Raw genomic sequence first — 21,791 nt, forward strand, 5'->3', positions numbered from 1 at the left:
TGTTTTCGATGACAGTTGGTGTTGGGGTAGTTTCTCAGGAAAGATAGCTTGATGTGTCAGTTGTTACTTGGTTATTACCAGGCACTAGCTAGCTAATTTGACTAAAGCAAAATTTTCTCCTTTAAGATTCATCCATCTAGGAGCTATAATTGTTACGATAATTTCAGATTAGATGTTGAAACCTTGATCCAATCTGAAACCTTAGAACTATTAGAATGGCATCGCCTCTGCCAGCACCTTGCCACCTTTGCGGCAACTAAGCTGGGGGCGACAGCTGCGCGTCATCTGAAAATACCTGATTCTCAGTCCCAAAGCGAACAGTTGTTAGGGCAAACCAAAGAAATTTACCAACTGGAAACTCGCCTCACCACGGGACTGTCATTTGAGGGAATTCAAGATATTGGCGATTCCCTAGAACGGGCAGAACGCAGCGGAATTTTGACAGGGGATGAACTCTTAGCGATCGCCACCACCCTCGCTGGTGTCAGAAATTTGCGCCGTGTCATTGACAATCAGGAAGATTTGCCGATACTGACTGAGTTAGTTGCCGATTTGCGGACTTATCCAGAACTAGAACAGGAAATTCACCGTTGTATTGATGAACGGGCCCAGGTAACTGACCGCGCTAGTCAAAAACTAGGAGAAATTCGCACAGACTTGCGGCGATTACGCAGCCAAATTACTCAAAAGCTGCAAAATATCTTACAAGCAAAATCTGGAGCAGTTCAAGAACAGCTAATTACCCAACGGAGTGATCGCTTTGTAATCCCCGTAAAAGCACCCCAAAAAGATGCTATCCCCGGTATTGTCCACGATACCTCTACCAGTGGTGCCACGCTCTATGTGGAACCTAATTCAGTAGTGCCTCTGGGCAACCAACTGCGGCAGATCATCAGAAGAGAGCAAGCCGAAGAAGAAACGATTCGCCGCATTTTAACGGAACAAGTAGCCGCAGTCAAACCAGATTTGGAGAGGTTGTTAGCGATCGTTACCACTTTGGATCTGGCAACCGCTAGATCACGATATAGTTACTGGCTAGGAGCGAATCCCCCGCGATTTATCCAGCGTGAAGACAGTGAAATCATTACCTTACGGAATTTACGGCATCCTCTGTTAGTGTGGCAACAACAGCACGAACAAGGGCAACCAGTAGTTCCTGTAGACTTGTTGATTAGTCCCCAAATTCGGGTAGTTACGATTACCGGGCCAAATACTGGCGGTAAAACTGTAACCTTAAAAACTTTGGGATTAGCAGCATTGATGGCCAAAGTGGGTTTATTTGTCCCCGCCCGCGAACCAGTGGAAATACCTTGGTTTGATCAGGTGCTAGCAGATATTGGGGATGAACAATCCTTACAGCAAAGTTTATCGACATTCTCTGGACACATTCGCCGGATTAGTCGGATTTTAGAAGCATTGGGGAACGGAGAAGCAGAGGGGGAACTTCCTACTTCCAACTCAGCACTCGTTTTACTCGATGAAGTTGGCGCAGGAACCGATCCAGTTGAGGGTAGTGCTTTAGCGATCGCCTTGTTGCAATATCTAGCCAACCATGCCCAGCTAACGATCGCCACCACTCACTTCGGCGAACTAAAAGCCCTGAAATACGAAGACGATCGGTTTGAAAATGCCTCTGTAGAATTTGACGAAAGCACTCTGTCCCCTACTTACCGTCTGCTGTGGGGCATACCCGGACGTTCTAACGCCTTAACAATTGCCCTACGTTTGGGATTGAAGCCAGAAGTGGTAGAAGAGGCGAAAACTCAAGTAGGAGAGGCCACAGATGAAGTTAACCAGGTGATTGCTGGGTTAGAAGCGCAACGCCGCCGTCAGGAAACCAAAGCTGCGGAAGCCCAAAGTTTGTTGCAGCAAGCGGAACGTTTATACAAAGAAGTATCCGCAAAAGCCGCAAGTTTGGAGGAGAGGGAAAGCAGTTTGCGGGCTTCACAGGAAATAGCAGTAAAACAAGCGATCGCTCAGGCAAAAGGTGAAATTGCCCAAGTGATTCGCCGCTTGCAGAAAGGTACGCCCACAGCCCAAGAAGCCCAGCAAGCCACCAATGCTTTGAATCAAATTGGCCAGCTTTATCAGCCAGCAACGCCAGCAAAACCAAAAGTTGGGTTTATGCCTAAAGTAGGCGATCGCATCCGCGTTCCCAAACTCGGACAGATAGCAGATGTAATCGCCGCCCCTAATGAAGATGGTGAGTTAAGCGTTCGCTTTGGGCTAATGAAGATGACGGTGAAGTTGCAAGACGTAGAATCTCTAGATGGTCAAAAAGCAGAATCAATCGTCAAATCCAAACCAGCCCCAGCAGTAGTAACGCCACCACCGCAAAGTGTCCCAGTTCGGACTTCCCAAAATACCATCGATTTGCGTGGTAAACGGGTGGCTGATGCCGAATACATTCTAGATAAAGCCATCTCGGAAGCGACAGGCCCAGTCTGGATTATTCACGGGTACGGCACTGGTAAGCTGCGACAAGGAGTTCACACCTTTTTGCAACAGCATTCCAGAGTCAACAACTATGAACCAGCAGAACAAGCAGATGGTGGCACTGGTGTTACTGTAGCTCACATCAAATAAACAGCAGGAATGCTATGTTACTTGAACTCAATCAACTAATTGTTAGAGCCGGTCATCAGTTGTTGATTAAAGATGTCTCCTGGTCGGCATACAAACGCATTTTAGCAGAATTGGGAGACAATCGCAGTTCTCGCATAGGTTACAGTCAAGGGGTGTTGGAAATAATGGCTCCATTACCAGAACATGAAGTAGCTAAAGTTATTATTGGCGACTTGGTAAAAGTTTTATTAGAAGAACTTGATCTGGAATTTTGGAGTTTGGGTTCTACGACTTTTGATAAGGAAAGTATGGATGCTGGGGTAGAACCCGATGATTGTTTCTATATCCAAAATGAAGCTAGAATTAGGGGCAAAGATAGAATCAATTTAGAAACCGATCCGCCTCCAGATTTGGCTATTGAAATTGATATTACTTCCCGCACTCGTTTCAATAATTATCAAGCTTTGAGAGTACCGGAACTATGGCGATGGAATGGAAGTAAGTTAGAAATAAACGTGCTTTTTGATGGTAAATATATAGGATCAAATGCCAGTTATATTTTCCCCAATGTCTCAATTTGCCAAGTGATTCCCGAATATTTGATCCTGAGTAAAACCAATGGCAGAAATGCCACAATGAAAGCATTTCGTGCGTGGATAAGACAGCAAATTAGTAGCCCGATTTAGTTGAATTGTCAGAATTGGCTACTCAAAAAGGAAATATATTGAGCTTATTCATATTCTGCTTCCTTATTGAATGTACTATCAGGTTGATTCAGAACAAGACAAGATTGGTAAGTTTTCTACCTGTGGTAGTCTAATTTGACTAATTGCTTTTTGACCAATGCTTGTTTTTTCTTCAAGATTAAAGCTACACCTACAGCCAGTAAAATTCCACCCGCACCCTGATGTTCGGGAACAGTAGTAGAGGGGGCGCTGAATCCATACTTTGTCAAAATTTGTTGCCCTTCTTGTGACAAAATATATTCAGCTAATTTTTCCCCATCAGGATCGGCGTTTTTCAGTGTAGTCAATCCATAATCAGCTTTTGTTGCTAAATATTCGGGTAACTCTACTATTTGCAGATTGTCACCACCTTTTGTTGCTTGGGCAGTCTTGCCACTGGTGTAATAAGCTAAAAAGATATCTGCTTGTTTTGTTTCTTCTAGAAAGTAGACTAAATTATTTTTGCCATTAGGAACTATAGGAGCATTAGGATTACCACCTACTAACTGCAAAGCTTTATCTTTCAGAATTTGAGAGCTACCAGGTGTAATCTGATTAGCCTTGTCAAATATTTGCCATGCATAGGTACCAGATGGATCTGCCACAGGCGTCGAAGTTCCCAACTTTATTTCGGGTTTTAGCAAAAAGTCTAACAAATTATTTGATGTAATACCAAGTCCTGATCTAACAACAGCAGTCATACGGTTGCTAGTGAAGTTCACTACAGGTTCACTTAAACCTTCTTCAAACAATGTCTGAGGGTTATCAATATCTGCACTAGCAAAAACATCTGCGGATTTTCCAGTTTTGGAGAATTCTTGTTCTATAAATTCTCGTGTTAAACCAGATGGGCCAAATCTCGTTTCTACTGGAATCCCATATTTATCCTTAAAAGATTCAGCTACTTCTGTAAGGCTATCTCGCAAACTACCAGCAGCGTATAGCTTAACCGCGAATGCTTGAGTTGGCAGAGTCACACCGACAGCACAAGCTATCAGTGAAAAGGCAAAAAAATGCTTTTTCATATTTATTATATTATTGCGTTGCTATTATTACTCAGTGAATTATCTGTAACTCATACTTAAGCATGGGTTTTGGTAAATGTCTAAACTATCACCTCTGCTCATCAACTTTATAAATGAGTTCTGATATATGCGTAGTTTACGGTTAGAGCTATAGTACCAACTAAGTTGGACAAAATCAATTAGACAATATCTTCAAACGCTGACTTTATCAAATTCAGGATTTAGGCATTAAAAACCTGAAACCTCTATCCCCCCTCAACCCCTCTCCCAATTTGGGGAGAGGGGAGCCTTTAATTAATTTCCCCTTCTCCCAATTTTGGGAGAAGGGGTTAGGAGATGAGGGCAAAACATTATCACAAAGCGGGTTTCACCTTAAGTTGACCAGGTGCAAGTCTTTGTACCCCTACAAATGTAAAAATAATTTTGGATAATTTATATTTTGTCAGTCCCTAAGAGGCTGTACAAAAGCGAAACTGGGGTGGAATGCTAGAAAGCAGCAAGAAGCACCTTTAGCAAACAGGCAAAAGATTTGTATAGTAATTATGTATACATGAAAACCAAGTAATAAACATCAAGAAATTTCAAAATTTAAAACCGCAAATAAATTAGGAGGTATTCTAGATAATTACTTAGCGATAATTCGCGGTTAGAATTCTTAATATTGTTTATTTATACTCTTGTACGGAGCTAGCAGCGAAAATCGGGTAAACCTTAACTAGAATTGATAATTTTCTACTTTGTCAAAAATAAATTTTCATCTAGAGTAGGACAAAGATACCTGTTGTTTACCACATAGAAAAAAGCTACCTGAAGCCTCTGGCTCAAAGCTATGGGAAACCAAGCTTGATGCTTAAGAGTCTGGTTTCAAAATGGGTAACAGCAACATCCCCTATCAGCTTGATCACCTATGCTAAAAGTTATGCACTCGGCCGCCAACTCAGCCACTCCAAATTCCCAGTGGGAGGATTTAATCAAGCTTCCAGCGCCAAACACAGTTCAATGGGACAATATCAAAACCCAATTAGACTTGGTGCTGTTGGCGCTAGAAACCTTAACTGGGATTGGTTCAGAGGCTATGCTTTCGGCGGCAACTGATCTGAATTTAGAGTCAAGAGTGCCAGACCGCGTAGCTTTATGGCGACTGCGCCAATCAAATCCTCTACGCAAAGGTCAAGGAGGGCGAAAAAAGCTAGATGTTGAAGAAGCGCGATCGCTTGTTCTGATCATCTGCTATTTAGCCAAACAGCACCAGGAATTGATTCGCCGCGCTGTCGGTTTGTTGGAACAAATGGCAGAAAATAACCGGGAACCTCACCAGGCTGCTTTACTTGGAGACTATATTGATGCTTTTTGCAATACCTACCAAGAACGGATGGAAGAGGACGAGAAAATCTCAACGGATTTACTTACCAACCTGGCACTAAAACTGCTTGTAGATTTACTTTTTTATAGTGCTACTGGTGGGCATCGCCGTCTCTGGCTAGCACTTATAGACCGTTCGACAAAATTTTAGATTTGAAATTTGAAATTCCTCAACCAAAATTCGCTCATGAAAGTTTGCAAGATAAGAATTCCCTTTTGATGGTCGTTAGTTCTTGGGCAAGCCACTATCAGCACTGCTTCCTCCTTGCACCCCAGTTTGCATTATGCAAAAAACCTGACAAAGTTCTGAGTGGAGGAATCCGCCGTTTCAACTCTTGTTTGCAAGCAACTGGCTCAACTTTTTGCAAAATCCCAAATAGTCTTCCTCGCAGTTCCTGCTATGCCTCTATCAAATTCTGTCATTCGTCGCTACACACCCCCTACTTGCACGCTAGAAGTATTCGCGCAAAGCTCACCTTTGTCCCGTTGGATGGGGAAAACTGTCCTCAAGCACCTAAGCTTTGAGCTACGTTTTGATGATCCCCGATTACCAGAAGAAAACAGAGTTCCAATTCGGGGCGATCGCGATCAACTTGAAGCCTTATGTGATGCAGTCACAACCTACGTACAGCAATTCCTCCAACAGTCTCCAGAAAGCTTTTGGGTCAGTTTCTCCAGTACCCAGGAGTCAAGCACAGCATTGGGTGAGCCGGAATTAAAGTCCTCAACAAAAACATTAAATTCCTTTAGTACCCAGATTCCAGGGGCAAATATCCACTTAGAACCAAGCAGCTATTTAACTCACAATTTATTTCTCGGTTCTCTCGCCAACCACTCATCTGGCCCCGTAATTCAACTCACTCTGCTGCAACTATTCGATTTGGCAAGTGCTTTAGATGGATACTTGACTGATGTTATGGCACTCCCAACTCTCAATAGCACAAGTTCGACTCTGAGATTTCCTGCTTGGGCACCTGTTGCCGCAGTATTAGTATTAGGTGTAGGTTTTTTACCAGTTACTTGGCAATATGCTAACAACATTAGGGAAAAGCAACAGCAACCAGCCAAAACAGCAGATTCAGCAGCGGTAAAGACTGCTTTAGAACCTTCATCTTCACTAAACTTCCCTACGCCTCAACCCGGACTTACCACTCCATCAGATAATTTGCTGGGTTCCACCCCTCCACTTCCCACATCTAGTTTGCCCCAAGCACCTCTAACAGCCCCTAGTTCCAGTTTCTCTACACCGCCACCTTTATCTCTATTTCCAAATAATGCACTGACTAGACCTCAGAGCAAGACTTCAACCCTTCCTACCAATCGAGCGATCGCACCATCCAGCAAAATCCCAGGTCAGGAAATTGCCATATTACCAAATCTTGGACAGAATCTTACAGGATCAAGTCCCCAAGGTGGTGCTCTCCCTCTGCGGCGCAATTTGCCACCTAGACTATCTTCTAACGCAGGCAGCTTACCAACTAATATCTCACCAGTCCCACCCCCGTCTCTTGACATCATACCCAATAATAATCGTGGCAATACCTCTACCCAACCCTCGCCACTAAACTCACAACAACTAGACGAAAGAATCAATTCCCTACAACAACTTTCTCCTGGAGAAAAACCTGCTTCACAACTTCCCTCCTCTAGAACTGCCCAGAATAATCCCTTTATTGATCAATTAGGGGACGGACGCAAACCCCCTACATCCACACAAGTGGCTACTGGCACCTTATTTGATACACCTCAAGTAGCAGAAGCTAGAGAATATTTAAGAAAGCGTTGGCAACCACCTACTGGACTAGGACAAACATTAGAGTACAGTTTGATAGTCAGTGTTGACGGCACGGTGGAACGAATTTTTCCCCTCAATAAGGCAGCAAGAGAATTCTTTGATAACGCTGGGATGCCTGAAGTTGGTAAACCTTTTGTTTCCGCCAATCCACGCGGACAAAATCTCAGAATTCGAGTTGTTCTCAGTCCTGATGGCAAGGTACAGACTTTTGCAGATGAATAAGTAAACTAATCTGTTTCATCTGAGATATTACACTAGTTCCAACAACCGCCTAGTAATGAATTACTAGGCTAATAGCTAAAGTTGTCTAAAGACGACTAGTAAACGGTTTTAGTCCACTTCAATGGACTTGGGCTATTAGCCTTTCACAAAAATATTGCGGGACGTGTGGAATCCGAAGCGGGCTAGTTGGCTTACCCTGAATGCTGAAAGATTTAAGTTGAATGCCACTTGTAAAACTGGTACAAACATAGTGCCAGTTTCTACTTACTCCAATTGCTCTTGAGCTTACCTTGTGCAGTCCAGTTACCAAACTGGTCTTATTATTGATACCAGTAAACCTACTAATCAATACAATTACTGTTAACACCAATTCTCCAAAATAAAACTACAGATACAAGTCTGGAAACCCTGATTAAATCTGACGCCTCTTAATTCCGTTAGCGTAGCGGTAGCGAGTCCATGAACGCAAAAGCGTCTCGTAGAGAGTGTCATTCCGAATTGGTGTAAATCACTCAGATAAAAGGTAGGAAATATGCAAACAGTTGGTACTCAAAAAGATAGTGCAGCTTGGATTATTCAAACTTGGGCAGCTTTTATACTTTCTATTTCTATGACCACTTTCGGTATTATAAACTTGCCTGTGGATAGCTGGGTGAAAGGCTTTATGGGCATGGGTTTAGCTTTTTCTCTTGGCTCAACTTTTACTTTGGCGAAAACTACTAGAGACTTGCATGAAACTAGAAGATTAACTGCTAGGTTAGACGAGGCGAAAGTAGAAAAATTGCTTTCACAACATGATCCTCTAAATTTCAAATGAAGGGAGTTAGACCAATTTTGGATTAAAAGACTTTACCAAAAAGCTGTTTCAGGAATATCAAACAATACTACCTTTTGGCATTTGATGTAATATAGACATCAGAAATTAACTATATAGCGAAAAACAAAAGGACTGGATATACCAGTCCTTTATTATATTAATTTAATGTTTTTATCTTAATAACGGGATTTTTTGGTCTTTAATTTTTGCTTTTTACGCCGACGTTCGCTAGCAACAACTGCATGTTCTACTGGATAACCCACTAGAGGAATTACCTGATATTTGCGCTCGTCTTCTAACTTTTTCAGTTCAGTGTAATCAACCCAGTGAATGCAATCAACCGGACAAGTATCAATTGCTTCTTGGATAATTTCCTCATTGTCCCCATCTTGCCGAACCACACGCGATCGCCCGTAATCTGGTTCAATGTAAAAGGTGTTACGCGCAACATGAGCGCAATGTTTGCAACCAATACAAGTGATTTCATCAACATAAACACCATTTTGCCGAAGTACACCGCCTAATTCCGGTTCCAAACCAGAACGTTCTAGGGCATCCCGTAAAAAACCCCCTAATTCTGGTTCCAAACCGGAACGGTTGTCTTCTTGTTCTTCCGGCGACGGCAGAAAATCAGCCATTACGCACTCCAGCGCTGTACTACCAGGCGAATTGAACCATCTTCATTTTTTTGTTGTTCAGAGACTTGAAAACCAACACGAGCGGTTTCTTTCACAACTGTTTGATAAGCATAGCGCTGCGTTACCTGGCGCAAAAATCCGTCCACAGATAGGTCTTGCTGCCAATATTGCAAGTCAGCCACCAGTTCGTATTCCAAGCCATTCCATCTAAAGCCGATGTCATAGCCATTTTCCTGCTCAATACTAACTTCGGCAGGATGGGTTTGACCGCGATAGCCACGGACTTCGCATGGCCCGGGTTTCCAGTCTACGCCCAATTCAGTCAAAGCATCTTTCAAAGAATCAAGGTTACGGATTTGAGTCTTAATTTGGCTAAAGTGTGACATGGTGGTTATGAATTAATAACACTAAACTACTGTGAAAACTTACCAATCGCTGTAAGTGGTGTGTGTATTCGCCATATTATATTGCTGCACCTTAGCGGCGAAATATTCTGAGGTTGGCTCATGATTAAGTACTTGCCCCAGCTGTGCCTCTATTGCTGCTGTAACTTCAGCGCAAGAAGCACCCACAATGCCAGTGACTTTCTCTTGTACCCGACCGTCTGGATAGATTATGAACTCTAATGTCTCCATGCTCTTGGCCAACCACGATAAGTACGTTTAAATTGTACTGCCTTAGCAGAAGGCTACAAATATAGCCGTAGGAACATTCTTACTTAGATACAAACTTGCCATTTGCTAAATAATGTTCCATCTTACAACACATATATCTCATAATCTTTACAAAAATTATTAATTTTAGAAGTAGATACATCAGTATTTAGTTAGTTTCTCTTAACCTCATCGATTAGTCAAGGTAATAACTGAAGCTCGCTAAGTAAACTGCAAAAGTCCTAAAAATAAGCATTAGAGGTAGTATAACCAGGAAGTAAATTCACAAAAATCTAAAATTTACTGAAAAACTTTATTATTAGCATTATATTTACTTTATTTTCTTAAGGTTTTCCAGCTAGGTTAGATGCATGTCAGTGTAAGCCTACAGTAAGATAGTGGGCTGCATTAGGTATTTGATATAGTGACTTTAGCTGGTATCGGATGTAAACGGATTTTTAGACTGCGATCGCCAGAATATAAAAATAGTAGAAGTTTTAAGTATAAGTAAATTTTGGGCTTTCTTGCATCAACCCAACCTATGGGCAGGCGATCGCTTGATGGTAGATGTGTAACATGCGTAGGCGTAGCCCGCCGCAGGCATCACTAAATTCCACTTCAAATGCAGTACCATTAGCTAATAATTCTACTCCTGTGCCAACTTGACCACGGTACAAGTTGTATTTAGACAAATTAACTGTCAGTGCTACTACATCGAGCAACTTAATTATATTTTTAGTCATCTTCTATTGCTTCTAAATATTTACAGCGGATAGCAGGTTGTTAATCTTGGGACAACTATGATTTATACCTATGTTCTTAATCGTAGTGGTCGAGGTGTTCGCAGTCCTTTGGATTTTTGATGCTATTTCGCGTGAAAATTTGCTCAAGCCTAAATCACTCGGCAAGAATTTCTGGTGAAAAAACTGATTTGCTTGGGGAAGAAACCAGGATAATGAAGCATAATTAACCTTTATAGCTAAAAGCTGTCAGCCATCAGCCACAAGCTGAGATGCTAATGTTTGAAGAATTCTGATTCAACTTAAGTAATTGACTATGAGTACAGCAAATATTTCGCCAGCGATACGCATAGGAGTACTAGGTTTCGGCGGACTTGGACAAGCCGCCGCCAAGGTACTTGCTGCTAAACAGGAAATGATTTTAGTCGCAGCAGCAGATCATAAAGGCTACGCTTATGCTGCTGATGGTTTAAATACTCAAGAATGCATCGCTACCTACCAGTCCCAAGATTCGGTAGGTCATTTAGAGCCAGTTGGTACATTAACAAATCAAAGTATTCAGGATGTAATTGAAATAGCTCAATCTGTGGATGGGTATTTTCTGGCTTTACCCAACCTACCAAATGATTTTATTCCCTCTGTAGCCAAGCAGTTTATCAAATCTGGTTGGCGTGGAGTGCTAGTGGATGCGATTAAGCGCACTACTGCTGTAGAACAACTACTGGCGATGAAAGAGGAACTGCAAGCAGCCGGGATTACGTACATGACAGGCTGTGGTGCAACACCCGGACTGTTAACCGCCGCCGCCGCATTAGCCGCCCAAAGCTACGCCGAAATTCATCAAGTCGAAATTACCTTTGGGGTGGGAATTGCCAACTGGGAAGCTTACCGCGCCACCGTTCGGGAAGATATTGGCCATATCCCTGGTTACACAGTAGAAACTGCTAAGGCGATGACTGATGCCGAAGTAGAAGCACTACTAGATAAAACTAATGGCGTGCTTACTTTGACGAATATGGAACACGCTGATGATGTGATGCTAGAGGTAGCAGGAATAGTGGGGCGCGATCGCGTTACTGTTGGTGGTGTAGTCGATACTCGCAATCCTAAAAAGCCCCTCAGCACCAACGTTAAGGTAACAGGGCGCACCTTTGAAGGGAAGATTTCCACCCATACCTTTACTCTGGGAGATGAAACCAGCATGGCAGCTAATGTCTGCGGCCCTGCCTTCGGTTATCTCAAAGCTGGTAAGCAATTGCACCAACGCGGTATCTATGGAATATTCACTGCTGCTGAAATTATGCCCCAATTTGTTAGGTAATAATTAGGACTTAGGAGTTAAAAATATAAAATTGTAAATTTGGAGCATATTCAGAGACTCCAAATTTGCGATTTAAAACTTCAAAATCCTCACTATTAACTGCTAATTTTTTTAAGCTGGTGGAATTTGTGGAGAGAAAATATCTGTGAAATTATCCTCAAGCAGCAAATCTGGCGTTTGCATAATAAATGGAAGTTCGGCTCCTATGAGTCCTCGTTGGATGCGTTCTAAAGTATCACTAAAAACTACAAACAGAGGATATATACTATTACCTCCCTCACTTAAAATATGACTGTGACGGAGAGGCATTAGCCACTCATAATCATTGTCCAGCCAAACTTGGGTTTGTCGCCAACGTCCTAACAAATCAGAAAAGTCTTCGTGAGCACGATGAATAAAGACTAAAATTTCTGCTCCTGTTTTTATTTTCCACTCTGGATCACACATCAAAATTGCCACATCACAGGGTAAGCAAATAGTTTGTGGGGGTGTTGTAGGAGTGTTGCGAAGACGAACAATTGGTAAGGGGATAGTAATGACACTTTCGTCTGGACGGCGCAGACTGGGAATCATCTCTAAGTATGGCCGATATTGCTTTAGTAAAGCGATCGCAGCTAGATGATTGCTATATTCTGCCAAACTTGCTTCGTAGTGAGATTTTTGCACAGTCATAGTTGATTAAATACTTATAAGTGAGGAGTTAGAAATAAAATTAAGTAATTAAGAGTTAAGAATGAGGATAAAAAATAAAGAGTTTAAACTCCTAACTCCTAACTCCTAACTATTAATTCCCTATCCCAACGTTTCAAATACCTTAAACATAGGCAGATACATCGCTAGTAAAATGGTTCCAACCATTCCCCCTAGAACTACAATCATCACTGGTTCCAAAATACTGGTCATTGCTTTTACTGCCTGCTCAACTTCATCTTCATAGAAATCGGCAACTTTCATCAACATTGCATCTAATTCTCCAGTTTCTTCTCCGATACTAATCATCTGAATTGCCATAGCTGGAAAAACGCCATCATTTTCTTGTAAAGCAATGCTAATCATACCTCCTTGTTGAATCTCAAGGCGGGCTGCATCTATGGCATTGGCAATCACTTGGTTTCCTGATGTATCTCGGACAATTTCTAAGCAAGTTAAAATTGGCACACCTGAACGAGTCAAAGAACCAAAAGTTCTGCTAAAGCGGGCGACCGAAGATTTTTGAATTAGGTCGCCAAACAAGGGCACCTTTAGGGAAAGACGATCAATTGTTAGGCGACCACCAGGAGTTTTCCCGAATTGTGAATAGGCAATTTTCAGTCCGACAATAATAAAGAGAAGGATGACAGCCTTCGGACTTCTCAAAAATTTGCTAGCATCCATCAAGAATTGCGTTAGAGGTGGTAATGTAATTCCAATTTGTTCAAAAATCGTGGCAAAAATGGGAATAAGAAAAATGGTCATGCCGAGAAAGATGGCAACTGCGATAAAACCCACGACTGTTGGATAAGACAATGCTGATTTAATTTGGTTTTGTAAGCGGGCAACATCTTCTAACAACTTGGCTAAACGATTCAATACTTCGTCTAGAACACCACCAACTTCGCCAGCTTGAATCATACTCACATATAATCCATCAAAGCAGTCAGGATGCTTCTGCATTGACTCTGAAAGATTCATTCCGCTTTGAACATCGATGCTAATCTCCACAAGAGCTTGTTTCAGTTTAGGGTTACTACACTGTTCAGAAAGTACTCCCAGACTTCTAACTATCGCAACTCCCGCATTCATCAAAACGGCAAATTGACGGGAAAAAACGGCTTTGTCTTTCACAGAAACCTTAACTAAGGAAGTCTGGAATTTTTTTAAGTCAAAATTTAGCTGAAATCCTTGAGATTGTTTGAGTTCTTGGACTACAAAACCTTGTTCTCTAAGATTAGTACGAGCTTGTACTAAGGATTCGGCAACAATTTTTTCTGTTCGGGATTTTCCTTGAGAATCCCGAACACGGGCAACGTAGTTTGGCATAAATAAATTCAAAATTCAAAATTCAAAATAGTTAAAGGTTTTTCATCCCTTTCATCTCCTCTAACCCCAGTTCCTTTAATGCGCTCTAGCAGCCGCACCGGGTTTTGCACCTGCTGCCTGCGGTGTAGCACTACCGATGAGACGTTGGATTTCATCTGGCTTAGAAGTCTTAGACATCGCGGCTTCAAAGGAGATCGTTCCTGCTTTGTAAAAATCGGCTAGAACCTTTTCCAGAGTTTGCATCCCCAATTTGCCGCCAGTTTGAATAGCTGAGTAAATTTGAGATGTTTTGCCTTCTCGAATCAAGTTGGAAATAGCAGGAGTGACAATCAGAATTTCTTGAGCCATCACCCGACCATACTCACCGGGTTTAGGGTTTTTCTTGGACACCAAGGTTTGGCTAAATACCCCCACTAACGAGTTAGACAATTGCACCCGCACTTGAGTTTGTCTTTCATGGGGGAAAACGTCGATAATCCGGTCAACTGTTTGTGCAGCGGAACTGGTGTGTAGCGTGCCAAATACCAAGTGTCCTGTTTCTGCTGCGGAAATCGCCAAAGAAATCGTTTCCAAATCGCGCATTTCTCCCACCAGAATAATATCTGGATCTTCCCGCAGAGCTGCTTTCAAAGCATTAGCAAAGCTCTTGGTATCTTCACTCAGTTGTCGCTGGTGAACCAAGCTTTTGATTGGTTCGTAGACAAATTCAATTGGGTCTTCCACCGTTAAAATATGCTCCGCCTTGGTGCGGTTAATCAAATCGATCATTGCCGCTAAGGTAGTTGTCTTGCCAGAACCTGTAGGGCCTGTCACTAGAATTAGTCCTCTGGGCTTATCGCACATTTCCCGCACAATATCTGGCAGACCTAATTTTTCAAAGTTAGGAATTTTAGAACTTAATGCCCGTAAGCAAGCAGCATAAGCACCACGTTCTTTATAAACATTGACCCGGAAGCGAGCTAAACCCTTAACACCATAGGAACAATCCAACTCCCAGGTCTGCTCCAAGGTTTTACGTTGGGTGTTGTTGAGCATACTAAAAATCAGCCTTTGACATTGATCAGCTGTTAATACATGCTCACCTATGGGGGTGAGTTTGCCACTGATGCGAAAGTAGGGAGGTAAACCTGCGGATAAATGCAAATCTGAGCCGCCCATTTCAATCAACTGCTCCATCAGGTCTTCAATCATCATTTCCATAGTTCTGCTTCCTTTTGATGTTTGTTTAGTTCATAGTTCAAAGTAATAACTCTTGAACGCCAGATGCTTCTCCCTACAGCCCTTCTCAAGAAAGGAGACGCTGTTCGCGTTCGGGCATCCTACGGCAGGCGCTAGCCTCTCCCAATGTGAGAAGGGAAGACGCGCCTTGCGCTGGCTCCCCTTGACCAATGATTAGTCTTGAAACCGAGATGTCATACAGTAGGGACAATCCAGCCATTCTGGTTTCAATGTGGCATCGCAAGTCCGGCAGGTAAGACCAGTCTTGCGTTTGGCTTTTAACTCGGCTTCCAAGCCAGTATCAGTAAACGTCACTCGTTCTACTTCTTCTAGGGTGGTAGCACCTTGGCGCACTAAGTCCAAACTGTAAGCCAGCAAGGTTTTCATGCCCTCTTCTATTGCCACTTCCTTAATCCGTTCTGTCGGTGCATCTTCGTTGATGAGAGTTTGCAGGTTTTCGGTAACTCGCATGACTTCATAAACACCACAACGCCCTTTGTAGCCGACACCATTACACGCTGGGCAAAGCTGATTTTTGGCTTTGGCTTCTGCGATCGCTTCTAATGTCAAACTGTTAGCTTTGTAGAAGGTGACTCCGACATCTGAAGAAGCTGATAGACCATAGCGAGCCAGTTCTTTGATCGTAGGAGTGTAGGGAATGCGACATTCAGAACATACACGCCGCACCAAACGTTGAGCTAAAACGCCAATTAGCGAACTAGAAACCATGAAAGGCTCAATACCCATTTCTCCCAAACGAGCGATCGCTCCTGGGGCATCATTGGTATGTAAGGTAGTTAATACCAAGTGACCCGTCAAGGCAGCCTCAATTGCTGTTTTTGCCGTTTCTTTATCCCGCGTTTCACCCACTAGTAGCACATCTGGATCTTGCCGCAAGAAAGCCCGCAGAGCGGTAGCAAAATCCAGCCCTTTTTCCCTAATCACCTGTACTTGAGTAATCCCTGGAAGGCTGTACTCAATTGGGTCTTCCACAGTACTGATATTAATACCAGGATCATTCTTTTCTGAGAGTGCAGAATACAGCGAGGTTGTTTTCCCAGAACCAGTTGGCCCAGTCACCAAAATCAGACCAAAAGGACGGCTAACCATATCCTGGACAATTTGTAAAGTCTCTGGATCAGTAATTAACTTATTTAATCCTAGTTGGGTGGAGGAGTTATCCAAAATCCGCAGCACCACCTTTTCCCCGTAACGACTGGGTAAGGTGCTCACGCGAAAGTCTACTTTACGTCCCTCAAACATCCGCCGGATGCGTCCGTCTTGGGGTATACGCCGTTCAGCAATGTCTAGATTGGAGATGATTTTAAATCGGGCTGTCAACGCCGGGATGATTTTTTTCGGTAGGGGGGGGAAAGCTTCACCCAGTACCCCATCTTTCCGAAAGCGAATGCGTAAGTTTTCTTCTTGCGGTTCGATGTGAATATCAGAAACCTTCTCGTGCAAAGCTTTAGCCAGGATTCTGTTGACTAGGTTGATGACTGGGGCATCCTCTGCACCCTTCATCGCCGCCCCTAGATCAGCCTCCATTTCTTCAGGAGCATCTTGAAGATCGAGATTTCCGAGGTTTTCTAAATCCTGATTAATATCTGTAAACTTTGCTTGTTCCAGGTGCTTTTGCCGAACAGCCATTTCATCCAGGTATTGGTTGATTAGCTGCTGGTAGTCTTCCTGTGTGATCACCATGCGCTGCAATGCCAAGCCTTGGGGACGCAAGATGCGGTTCAGGTCATCGGAAGCCTCTAGATTATCTGGAGCAACCATCGCCACTAAAACTGAGGGCGGGGTTTGGTCTTCGTGTTTTGACAGTGGTACTAAACGATGGCGACGACAGATATCTACTGGAATGAGGGTTTCAATCAGGTTCCCGATTATCGTGTTGCCAAGCTGGTTGACTTCTGGATCGAGGAATTCAACACCGTATAGTATTTTAAGTTCAAATAGCTGCTGTTTTTTATATTGCCTGAGCAATTCAGGTGATAGTTGTTGCCCAGTGATTGACTCTAGTACTTCCGTTAAGGGTCTGCCAGATTTGCGGCTTTCAATTAATGCCTGCCTCATCTGTTCGGTATTGGCATAGCCAGATTGCACTAGCTTGTTGCCGAAAGGCGAAAACTCTGTTCTGGTAGTTAGAGCGGTACTGCGCCGTTGTGGTGACAAGTAAGTCATAAATGAGCAATTGATTTGGGAAACCTATGCTTAAAGTATTCCCCTACTGTGAGACAGAATTCTCATTTACCAAAAAGTCCTAGTGCAGGCAAAAGTTTGCCTACCTTTGACAAGGGGCTTAACAAGGGATTTTGCCCCAAGTCTTGTTAATTGAGATGGTAAGTAAGTTGGCCTAAATAAAGCAAACTATGTAAAGAAAAATAAAGCTCTGTAATTTGCTTGTAGTAAGCGCTTCAACGCTAAAAGGCTTACTATAAGCGTTTTATTTTTTACACCAACTTACTTAGCTGGATTTGAGCCAAGCTCTAATAATCACCAAACTTCTGATCTGTGGTTTCGGTTGTTCAGAGTTATCGCTAAATGCTGAGTCGAAAAGAAGTAATAGTAGAGAAAATAGAAACTCCTGACTCGCTCAATCAACAAACCTTCATTCATAGGGTAGAATCCAAGATTCAAAGTATATGACTCAGCACTCAACACTTAGCACTTTTGAAGGAATGACAATATTTGATAAATGGTTAAATTTTAAGTAGTAATATCCTGAAAAAACTGACTCATGAATAAGATGAGGGGCGAATCACATTCAGCCCCACTCTTCCAAATTACTTACTCCTAGAGGTACACTACTCGTTCGGGTTACCGCCTTAGCAGCGTCTACGCTAACGTGTTCACCATTTGTCACAATAAGAGGACGGTGACATCATTTCCAGGAACTTGTCGGCAACAAAATCAGCCTCAGTAGCAAGTCGTGGACAACGACGGTTGCAAGCTGTAGAGATACACTGCCATAAAAAGCATCTGGAATGAGTAGACAATGATGGATGAAAATAGACAGATAAACAATACAAGCCAGTAATTGGGTGAACCAACAGAGGTAAAGCAAGCAATGAAGAGTGACTCCGCAGCCCAAATTAATTTCAATGAATCTGGTAATGAGGTTACAGAGCAAGTGGCAGCCCAAACCAATATACCGGGGGATACGACTACTTTCAATCAAGAAAATGGCGTCGCTGCAACTGAGAAAACTGAAGTGCAAACGGCAGCTTTGGCAGAACTGACTCAACAAATCGAGTCTCTCAAAACGCAACTAGAAGAGCGTAGTACTCAATATATGCGGATTGCCGCTGATTTTGAGAATCACCGGAAACGCACTAGCAAAGAAAAAGAAGAGTTAGAGGTGCAGATAAAGCGGAATACGATTTTGGAATTGCTGCCAGTAGTCGATAATTTTGAGCGGGCGCGATCGCACCTCAAACCGCAATCTGATGGCGAAATGACCATGCACAAAAGTTACCAAGGCGTTTACAAACAATTAGTGGATAGCTTGAAGCGCCTAGGTGTGTCACCAATGCGTCCTGAAGCTCAAGAATTTGATCCTAACCTCCATGAAGCAGTAATGCGGGAACCTACGGATGAACATCCTGAAGGAACAGTGTTAGAAGAGTTAGTGCGCGGATATTACTTGGGCGATCGCGTGCTGCGCCATGCAATGGTCAAAGTAGCTGCTCCAAAGGAAGATACACCTGCTGCACAGGAGGATCAGTCGAGTTCAGCCAACAGTTAAGCTGTAGTTGCTCGCCTCGCTGACCAAAAGTGCCTGGTTTCTTGCAAGGACGAGCATTGTTACTGAGACATTGAGAGGATGAAGGAGATGAGGGAGTGAAATTATCAATCAGCTTCCTCATCTCCTCCTGATCCCCTATCTTCTCCATTTCTAGATGCTGTTGTTTGAGCTAGCCTGAGTTCGTAGCTCAAAAAGTTAGTCCGCGACACAGTACAGCAGAAAGACTCAGTAAAAATACTAATAAATATGGGAAAAGTTATTGGGATCGACTTAGGCACTACCAACAGTTGCGTCGCAGTTCTAGAAGGCGGTCAACCACTTGTGATCGCCAGTTCTGAAGGTGGACGAACTACTCCAAGTATTGTGGGATTTGGGAAGAGTGGCGATCGCTTGGTCGGTCAATTGGCAAAGCGCCAAGCCGTAACTAATGCCGAAAACACAATTTACAGTATTAAACGATTCATCGGGCGGCGTTGGGAAGACACTGAAACAGAACGCGATCGCGTCCCATATAACTGTGTCAAAGGTCGAGACGATACTGTTGATGTTCAAATTCGCTCAAAAAATTACACGCCACAAGAACTATCTGCCATGATCCTGCAAAAGCTCAAGCAGGATGCGGAAAACTTCTTGGGTGAGGAAGTCACTCAGGCAGTGATTACGGTACCCGCATATTTCACAGATGCCCAAAGACAAGCAACTAAAGATGCTGGCACGATTGCTGGACTAGAAGTCCTGCGAATCATCAACGAACCAACAGCTGCGGCTTTAGCTTTCGGATTGGAAAAGCAAGACCAAGAGCAGCTAATTTTAGTATTCGACTTAGGAGGCGGCACCTTCGACGTATCGATCCTGCAACTTGGGGATGGCGTTTTTGAAGTTAAGGCGACTTGTGGTAACAACCATTTAGGTGGAGACGACTTTGATAATGCGATCGTGCTTTGGATGATGGAACGCTTCCAGCAACAAGAGAAAATCGATCTTTCCCAAGATAAGATGGCGCTGCAACGCCTGCGGGAAGCAGCAGAAAAAGCAAAAATTGAACTCTCCAGCATGGTGAATACCTCCATCAACTTGCCGTTTATCACCGCCGATGAAATCGGTCCAAAGCATCTGGAGATGGAACTCAGCCGCTCTAAATTTGAAGAACTCGCACTTGATTTAATTGAAGCTACCATCGAACCAATGATCCAAGCGCTCAAAGATGCGGATCTCAAACCACAAGCGATAGATCGGATTATTTTGGTAGGTGGTTCTACCCGTATTCCCGCAGTCCAAAACGCGCTAATTAAATTTTTCAATGGCAAAGCTCCCGATCGCTCTGTCAACCCTGATGAAGCCGTAGCATTGGGAGCTGCTATTCAAGCAGCAGTGTTGGGTGGCGAAGTCGATAATCTCTTACTATTGGATATCACCCCTCTCTCTTTGGGAATTGAAACTTTGGGTGAAGTGTTCACTAAAATCATTGAACGCAACACCACAATTCCTACTAGTAAGTCACAAGTTTTTTCCACAGCAGTTGATGGGCAAACCTCAGTAGAAATTCACATTCTCCAAGGTGAACGGGCGATGTCACGAGATAACAAGAGTCTCGGTAAGTTTCTGCTAGCAGGAATCCCCCCATCTCCCCGGGGCGTACCTCAAATTGAAGTATCCTTTGAAATCGATGTCAACGGTATCCTTAAGGTTTCTGCCCAAGACAAAGGTACAGGTCGAGAACAGAGTATCAGGATTACCAATACAGGTGGCTTGAGTACCAACGAAGTCGAACGGATGCGCCAAGAAGCCGAACTGTTTGCTGAAGAAGATAGAAGACGTAAAGAATTGGTTGAACTCAAAAACCAAGCAGATAATCTGTTGTTCAGTTACGAATCCACAATTAAGGATAATAGCAACTTTATCGGCGACCAGATGAAAACTTTGGCCAGTGAAAAAGTTTCACAACTCCAAGCTGCAATGATTGACTCCAGCATCTCCACAGCGGAATTTAAGCAGCGCTTAGACGACTTCCAACAAACCCTGTTTGCAATTGGTGCCGATGTCTACAATCGAGCTAACAGTCAAAGTGATGACATTGAGGAGGCTTCAACTAGTCTCTTTACCCCAGAAATAGACTCACCTATGAATGGCACACTCATACCACAATTCAACTTTGATTTTGACGAAGAAAGTACTGCCCAGGTTGATTATGAGGCGATAGATTAGGGATTGGGCATTGGGCATTGGGCACTTGTACTGAGCATCTCGGCTTGCTTCAACTGCGCTCAGCACAAGTCGCTCGATGGAGCCGGCGTCGTTGGCGCAGCCTCTTGTAGAGAAGTATTGGGCATTATTATTCTTCCCCTGCCCCTCTGCCCTTTTGCACCTCTGCCTCTTCCCCACTCCCCTAACTTGCAGATTTTTATTAAGACACTTTAATATATCTAAATATATTGATTATAAATTTAGTCAAGTTTCACAAGACCCCAGCCGTTTGCTAGATTGTAGAAGCAAATTACTGTGGGCTAGGCAGTATGCCAGTTCAGATGCACTTCCATTGCAGATGGGTGGTTTTCCACACCTAATAGTGCGGCTAGCCCCTCTGGTTGATGGGCGGGGTTTTCCTCTGCTACGTAGCACAATTGTAAAAGAGACAGCCGACTCGGCAGTGAGAAGTCTGAGCAGAGGCTTGCCCTGATCCTAACTTCTGTAGCTTTTGTCGTATCCCACGATGAAAGCACCTGTTGCTCAAGATTTGTCGGTGATTTTTGTAAAAGGTAAAGGGTAAAATCAGTTATTAACAAAAATTAATTTTATCTTCTACCTGGCCTTTGGCAAGCCACCCTCTGAAGGACACTGCATTGCTCTTCCAGAGCTATAGGCAAAACGCCTTCCCGTAGGGTAGCAAGTGGCCGTGAGTGACGTTCTACTGCCTTCTGCTTTCTTCCTTCTAACTTTTAC

17 protein-coding genes and 1 pseudogene are annotated in these 21,791 nt (G+C 43.3%); 8 read left to right on the plus strand and 10 right to left on the minus strand.

Going from position 1 to position 21,791, the window contains the following annotated elements:
* Nucleotides 1–183: 183 nt before the first annotated feature.
* Together V7K21_RS00620 and V7K21_RS00625 are read left to right on the plus strand one after the other, a co-directional pair.
* Nucleotides 184–2,586, plus strand: coding sequence for an endonuclease MutS2 (locus V7K21_RS00620; protein WP_335170905.1), 2,403 nt, complete (start codon nucleotides 184–186; stop codon nucleotides 2,584–2,586).
* 14 nt (nucleotides 2,587–2,600) lie between these two features.
* Nucleotides 2,601–3,251 (plus strand): Uma2 family endonuclease, encoded by a 651-nt coding sequence (locus V7K21_RS00625; protein WP_335170906.1) that lies wholly within the window; start codon nucleotides 2,601–2,603, stop codon nucleotides 3,249–3,251.
* Nucleotides 3,252–3,367: 116 nt separating this feature from the next.
* Here the strand turns inward: V7K21_RS00625 and V7K21_RS00630 are convergent, their stop codons facing one another.
* The gene (locus V7K21_RS00630; protein WP_335170907.1) at nucleotides 3,368–4,315 is read right to left on the minus strand and encodes a molybdate ABC transporter substrate-binding protein; all 948 of its coding nucleotides are present in this window, start codon (nucleotides 4,313–4,315) and stop codon (nucleotides 3,368–3,370) included.
* Nucleotides 4,316–5,222: 907 nt separating this feature from the next.
* Here V7K21_RS00630 and V7K21_RS00635 point away from each other — a divergent pair.
* The 3 genes from V7K21_RS00635 (at nucleotide 5,223) to V7K21_RS00645 (ending at nucleotide 8,511) form a co-directional block, all read left to right on the plus strand.
* Nucleotides 5,223–5,828, plus strand: coding sequence for a DUF3038 domain-containing protein (locus V7K21_RS00635; protein WP_292851431.1), 606 nt, complete (start codon nucleotides 5,223–5,225; stop codon nucleotides 5,826–5,828).
* Between the two features lie 249 nt (nucleotides 5,829–6,077).
* Nucleotides 6,078–7,694, plus strand: coding sequence for a DUF4335 domain-containing protein (locus V7K21_RS00640; RefSeq protein ID WP_335170908.1), 1,617 nt, complete (start codon nucleotides 6,078–6,080; stop codon nucleotides 7,692–7,694).
* Nucleotides 7,695–8,226: 532 nt separating this feature from the next.
* Complete coding sequence (locus V7K21_RS00645; RefSeq protein WP_273766388.1) at nucleotides 8,227–8,511, plus strand: YiaA/YiaB family inner membrane protein; 285 nt, start codon at nucleotides 8,227–8,229, stop codon at nucleotides 8,509–8,511.
* A gap of 176 nt (nucleotides 8,512–8,687) precedes the next feature.
* On the opposite strand, the gene V7K21_RS00650 is transcribed toward V7K21_RS00645, so the two are convergent.
* The 4 genes from V7K21_RS00650 to V7K21_RS00665 form a co-directional block, all read right to left on the minus strand.
* Entirely contained in the window at nucleotides 8,688–9,149 is a 462-nt protein-coding gene (locus tag V7K21_RS00650; RefSeq protein ID WP_335170909.1) for a ferredoxin, read from the minus strand.
* Nucleotides 9,149–9,535: a DUF1257 domain-containing protein gene (locus tag V7K21_RS00655; protein ID WP_335170910.1), complete on the minus strand. Its 387-nt coding sequence runs from the start codon at nucleotides 9,533–9,535 to the stop codon at nucleotides 9,149–9,151. Before V7K21_RS00655 ends, V7K21_RS00650 begins: the two co-directional genes overlap by 1 nt.
* A gap of 39 nt (nucleotides 9,536–9,574) precedes the next feature.
* Nucleotides 9,575–9,784, minus strand: coding sequence for a DUF2997 domain-containing protein (locus tag V7K21_RS00660; protein ID WP_335170911.1), 210 nt, complete (start codon nucleotides 9,782–9,784; stop codon nucleotides 9,575–9,577).
* A gap of 557 nt (nucleotides 9,785–10,341) precedes the next feature.
* Nucleotides 10,342–10,545, minus strand: a complete 204-nt coding sequence (locus tag V7K21_RS00665; protein WP_335170912.1) for a DUF4926 domain-containing protein — start codon at nucleotides 10,543–10,545, stop codon at nucleotides 10,342–10,344.
* A 313-nt stretch (nucleotides 10,546–10,858) separates the two neighbouring features.
* Here V7K21_RS00665 and bioU point away from each other — a divergent pair, with 313 nt between their 5' ends.
* Nucleotides 10,859–11,863, plus strand: a complete 1,005-nt coding sequence (gene bioU / locus V7K21_RS00670) for a (S)-8-amino-7-oxononanoate synthase BioU (RefSeq protein ID WP_335170913.1) — start codon at nucleotides 10,859–10,861, stop codon at nucleotides 11,861–11,863.
* A 111-nt stretch (nucleotides 11,864–11,974) separates the two neighbouring features.
* Here the strand turns inward: bioU and V7K21_RS00675 are convergent, their stop codons facing one another.
* From V7K21_RS00675 to V7K21_RS00690, 4 genes and pseudogenes are all read right to left on the minus strand, one after another.
* Complete coding sequence (locus V7K21_RS00675) at nucleotides 11,975–12,535, minus strand: hypothetical protein (protein ID WP_335170914.1); 561 nt, start codon at nucleotides 12,533–12,535, stop codon at nucleotides 11,975–11,977.
* Between the two features lie 120 nt (nucleotides 12,536–12,655).
* Nucleotides 12,656–13,882: a type II secretion system F family protein gene (locus V7K21_RS00680; protein WP_335170915.1), complete on the minus strand. Its 1,227-nt coding sequence runs from the start codon at nucleotides 13,880–13,882 to the stop codon at nucleotides 12,656–12,658.
* Between the two features lie 75 nt (nucleotides 13,883–13,957).
* Nucleotides 13,958–15,085 (minus strand): annotated as a pseudogene (locus V7K21_RS00685) (type IV pilus twitching motility protein PilT); the annotation flags it as partial.
* A 189-nt stretch (nucleotides 15,086–15,274) separates the two neighbouring features.
* On the minus strand, nucleotides 15,275–17,287 hold the full coding sequence (locus V7K21_RS00690; protein WP_335170918.1) for a GspE/PulE family protein: 2,013 nt from the start codon (nucleotides 17,285–17,287) through the stop codon (nucleotides 15,275–15,277).
* A gap of 856 nt (nucleotides 17,288–18,143) precedes the next feature.
* Between V7K21_RS00690 and grpE the strand changes: the two genes are divergently transcribed.
* Both grpE and dnaK read left to right on the plus strand, forming a co-directional pair.
* A complete protein-coding gene (grpE, locus tag V7K21_RS00695) occupies nucleotides 18,144–18,851 on the plus strand; it encodes a nucleotide exchange factor GrpE (protein WP_335170920.1) in 708 nt (235 codons plus the stop codon).
* Nucleotides 18,852–19,097: 246 nt separating this feature from the next.
* Nucleotides 19,098–21,056: a molecular chaperone DnaK gene (dnaK, locus tag V7K21_RS00700; RefSeq protein ID WP_335170921.1), complete on the plus strand. Its 1,959-nt coding sequence runs from the start codon at nucleotides 19,098–19,100 to the stop codon at nucleotides 21,054–21,056.
* 299 nt (nucleotides 21,057–21,355) lie between these two features.
* Here dnaK and V7K21_RS00705 read toward each other — a convergent pair whose 3' ends face one another.
* Nucleotides 21,356–21,634: a hypothetical protein gene (locus V7K21_RS00705; protein ID WP_335170922.1), complete on the minus strand. Its 279-nt coding sequence runs from the start codon at nucleotides 21,632–21,634 to the stop codon at nucleotides 21,356–21,358.
* Nucleotides 21,635–21,791 lie beyond the last annotated feature (157 nt).

It is taken from the genome of Nostoc sp. (genome assembly GCF_036919595.1).
In the GTDB taxonomy this organism is placed as follows: Bacteria; Cyanobacteriota; Cyanobacteriia; order Cyanobacteriales; family Nostocaceae; genus Nostoc.

Excerpts from the sequence above, each read along its gene's own strand:
- V7K21_RS00625 (WP_335170906.1), top strand. The coding sequence starts at position 2,601 with ATGTTACTTGAACTCAATCAACTAATTGTTAGAGCCGGTCATCAGTTG.
- V7K21_RS00630 (WP_335170907.1), bottom strand. The coding sequence starts at position 4,315 with ATGAAAAAGCATTTTTTTGCCTTTTCACTGATAGCTTGTGCTGTCGGT.
- V7K21_RS00635 (WP_292851431.1), top strand. The coding sequence starts at position 5,223 with ATGCTAAAAGTTATGCACTCGGCCGCCAACTCAGCCACTCCAAATTCC.
- V7K21_RS00640 (WP_335170908.1), top strand. The coding sequence starts at position 6,078 with ATGCCTCTATCAAATTCTGTCATTCGTCGCTACACACCCCCTACTTGC.
- V7K21_RS00645 (WP_273766388.1), top strand. The coding sequence starts at position 8,227 with ATGCAAACAGTTGGTACTCAAAAAGATAGTGCAGCTTGGATTATTCAA.
- V7K21_RS00650 (WP_335170909.1), bottom strand. The coding sequence starts at position 9,149 with ATGGCTGATTTTCTGCCGTCGCCGGAAGAACAAGAAGACAACCGTTCC.
- V7K21_RS00655 (WP_335170910.1), bottom strand. The coding sequence starts at position 9,535 with ATGTCACACTTTAGCCAAATTAAGACTCAAATCCGTAACCTTGATTCT.
- V7K21_RS00660 (WP_335170911.1), bottom strand. The coding sequence starts at position 9,784 with ATGGAGACATTAGAGTTCATAATCTATCCAGACGGTCGGGTACAAGAG.
- V7K21_RS00665 (WP_335170912.1), bottom strand. The coding sequence starts at position 10,545 with ATGACTAAAAATATAATTAAGTTGCTCGATGTAGTAGCACTGACAGTT.
- bioU (WP_335170913.1), top strand. The coding sequence starts at position 10,859 with ATGAGTACAGCAAATATTTCGCCAGCGATACGCATAGGAGTACTAGGT.
- V7K21_RS00675 (WP_335170914.1), bottom strand. The coding sequence starts at position 12,535 with ATGACTGTGCAAAAATCTCACTACGAAGCAAGTTTGGCAGAATATAGC.
- V7K21_RS00680 (WP_335170915.1), bottom strand. The coding sequence starts at position 13,882 with ATGCCAAACTACGTTGCCCGTGTTCGGGATTCTCAAGGAAAATCCCGA.
- V7K21_RS00690 (WP_335170918.1), bottom strand. The coding sequence starts at position 17,287 with ATGACTTACTTGTCACCACAACGGCGCAGTACCGCTCTAACTACCAGA.
- dnaK (WP_335170921.1), top strand. The coding sequence starts at position 19,098 with ATGGGAAAAGTTATTGGGATCGACTTAGGCACTACCAACAGTTGCGTC.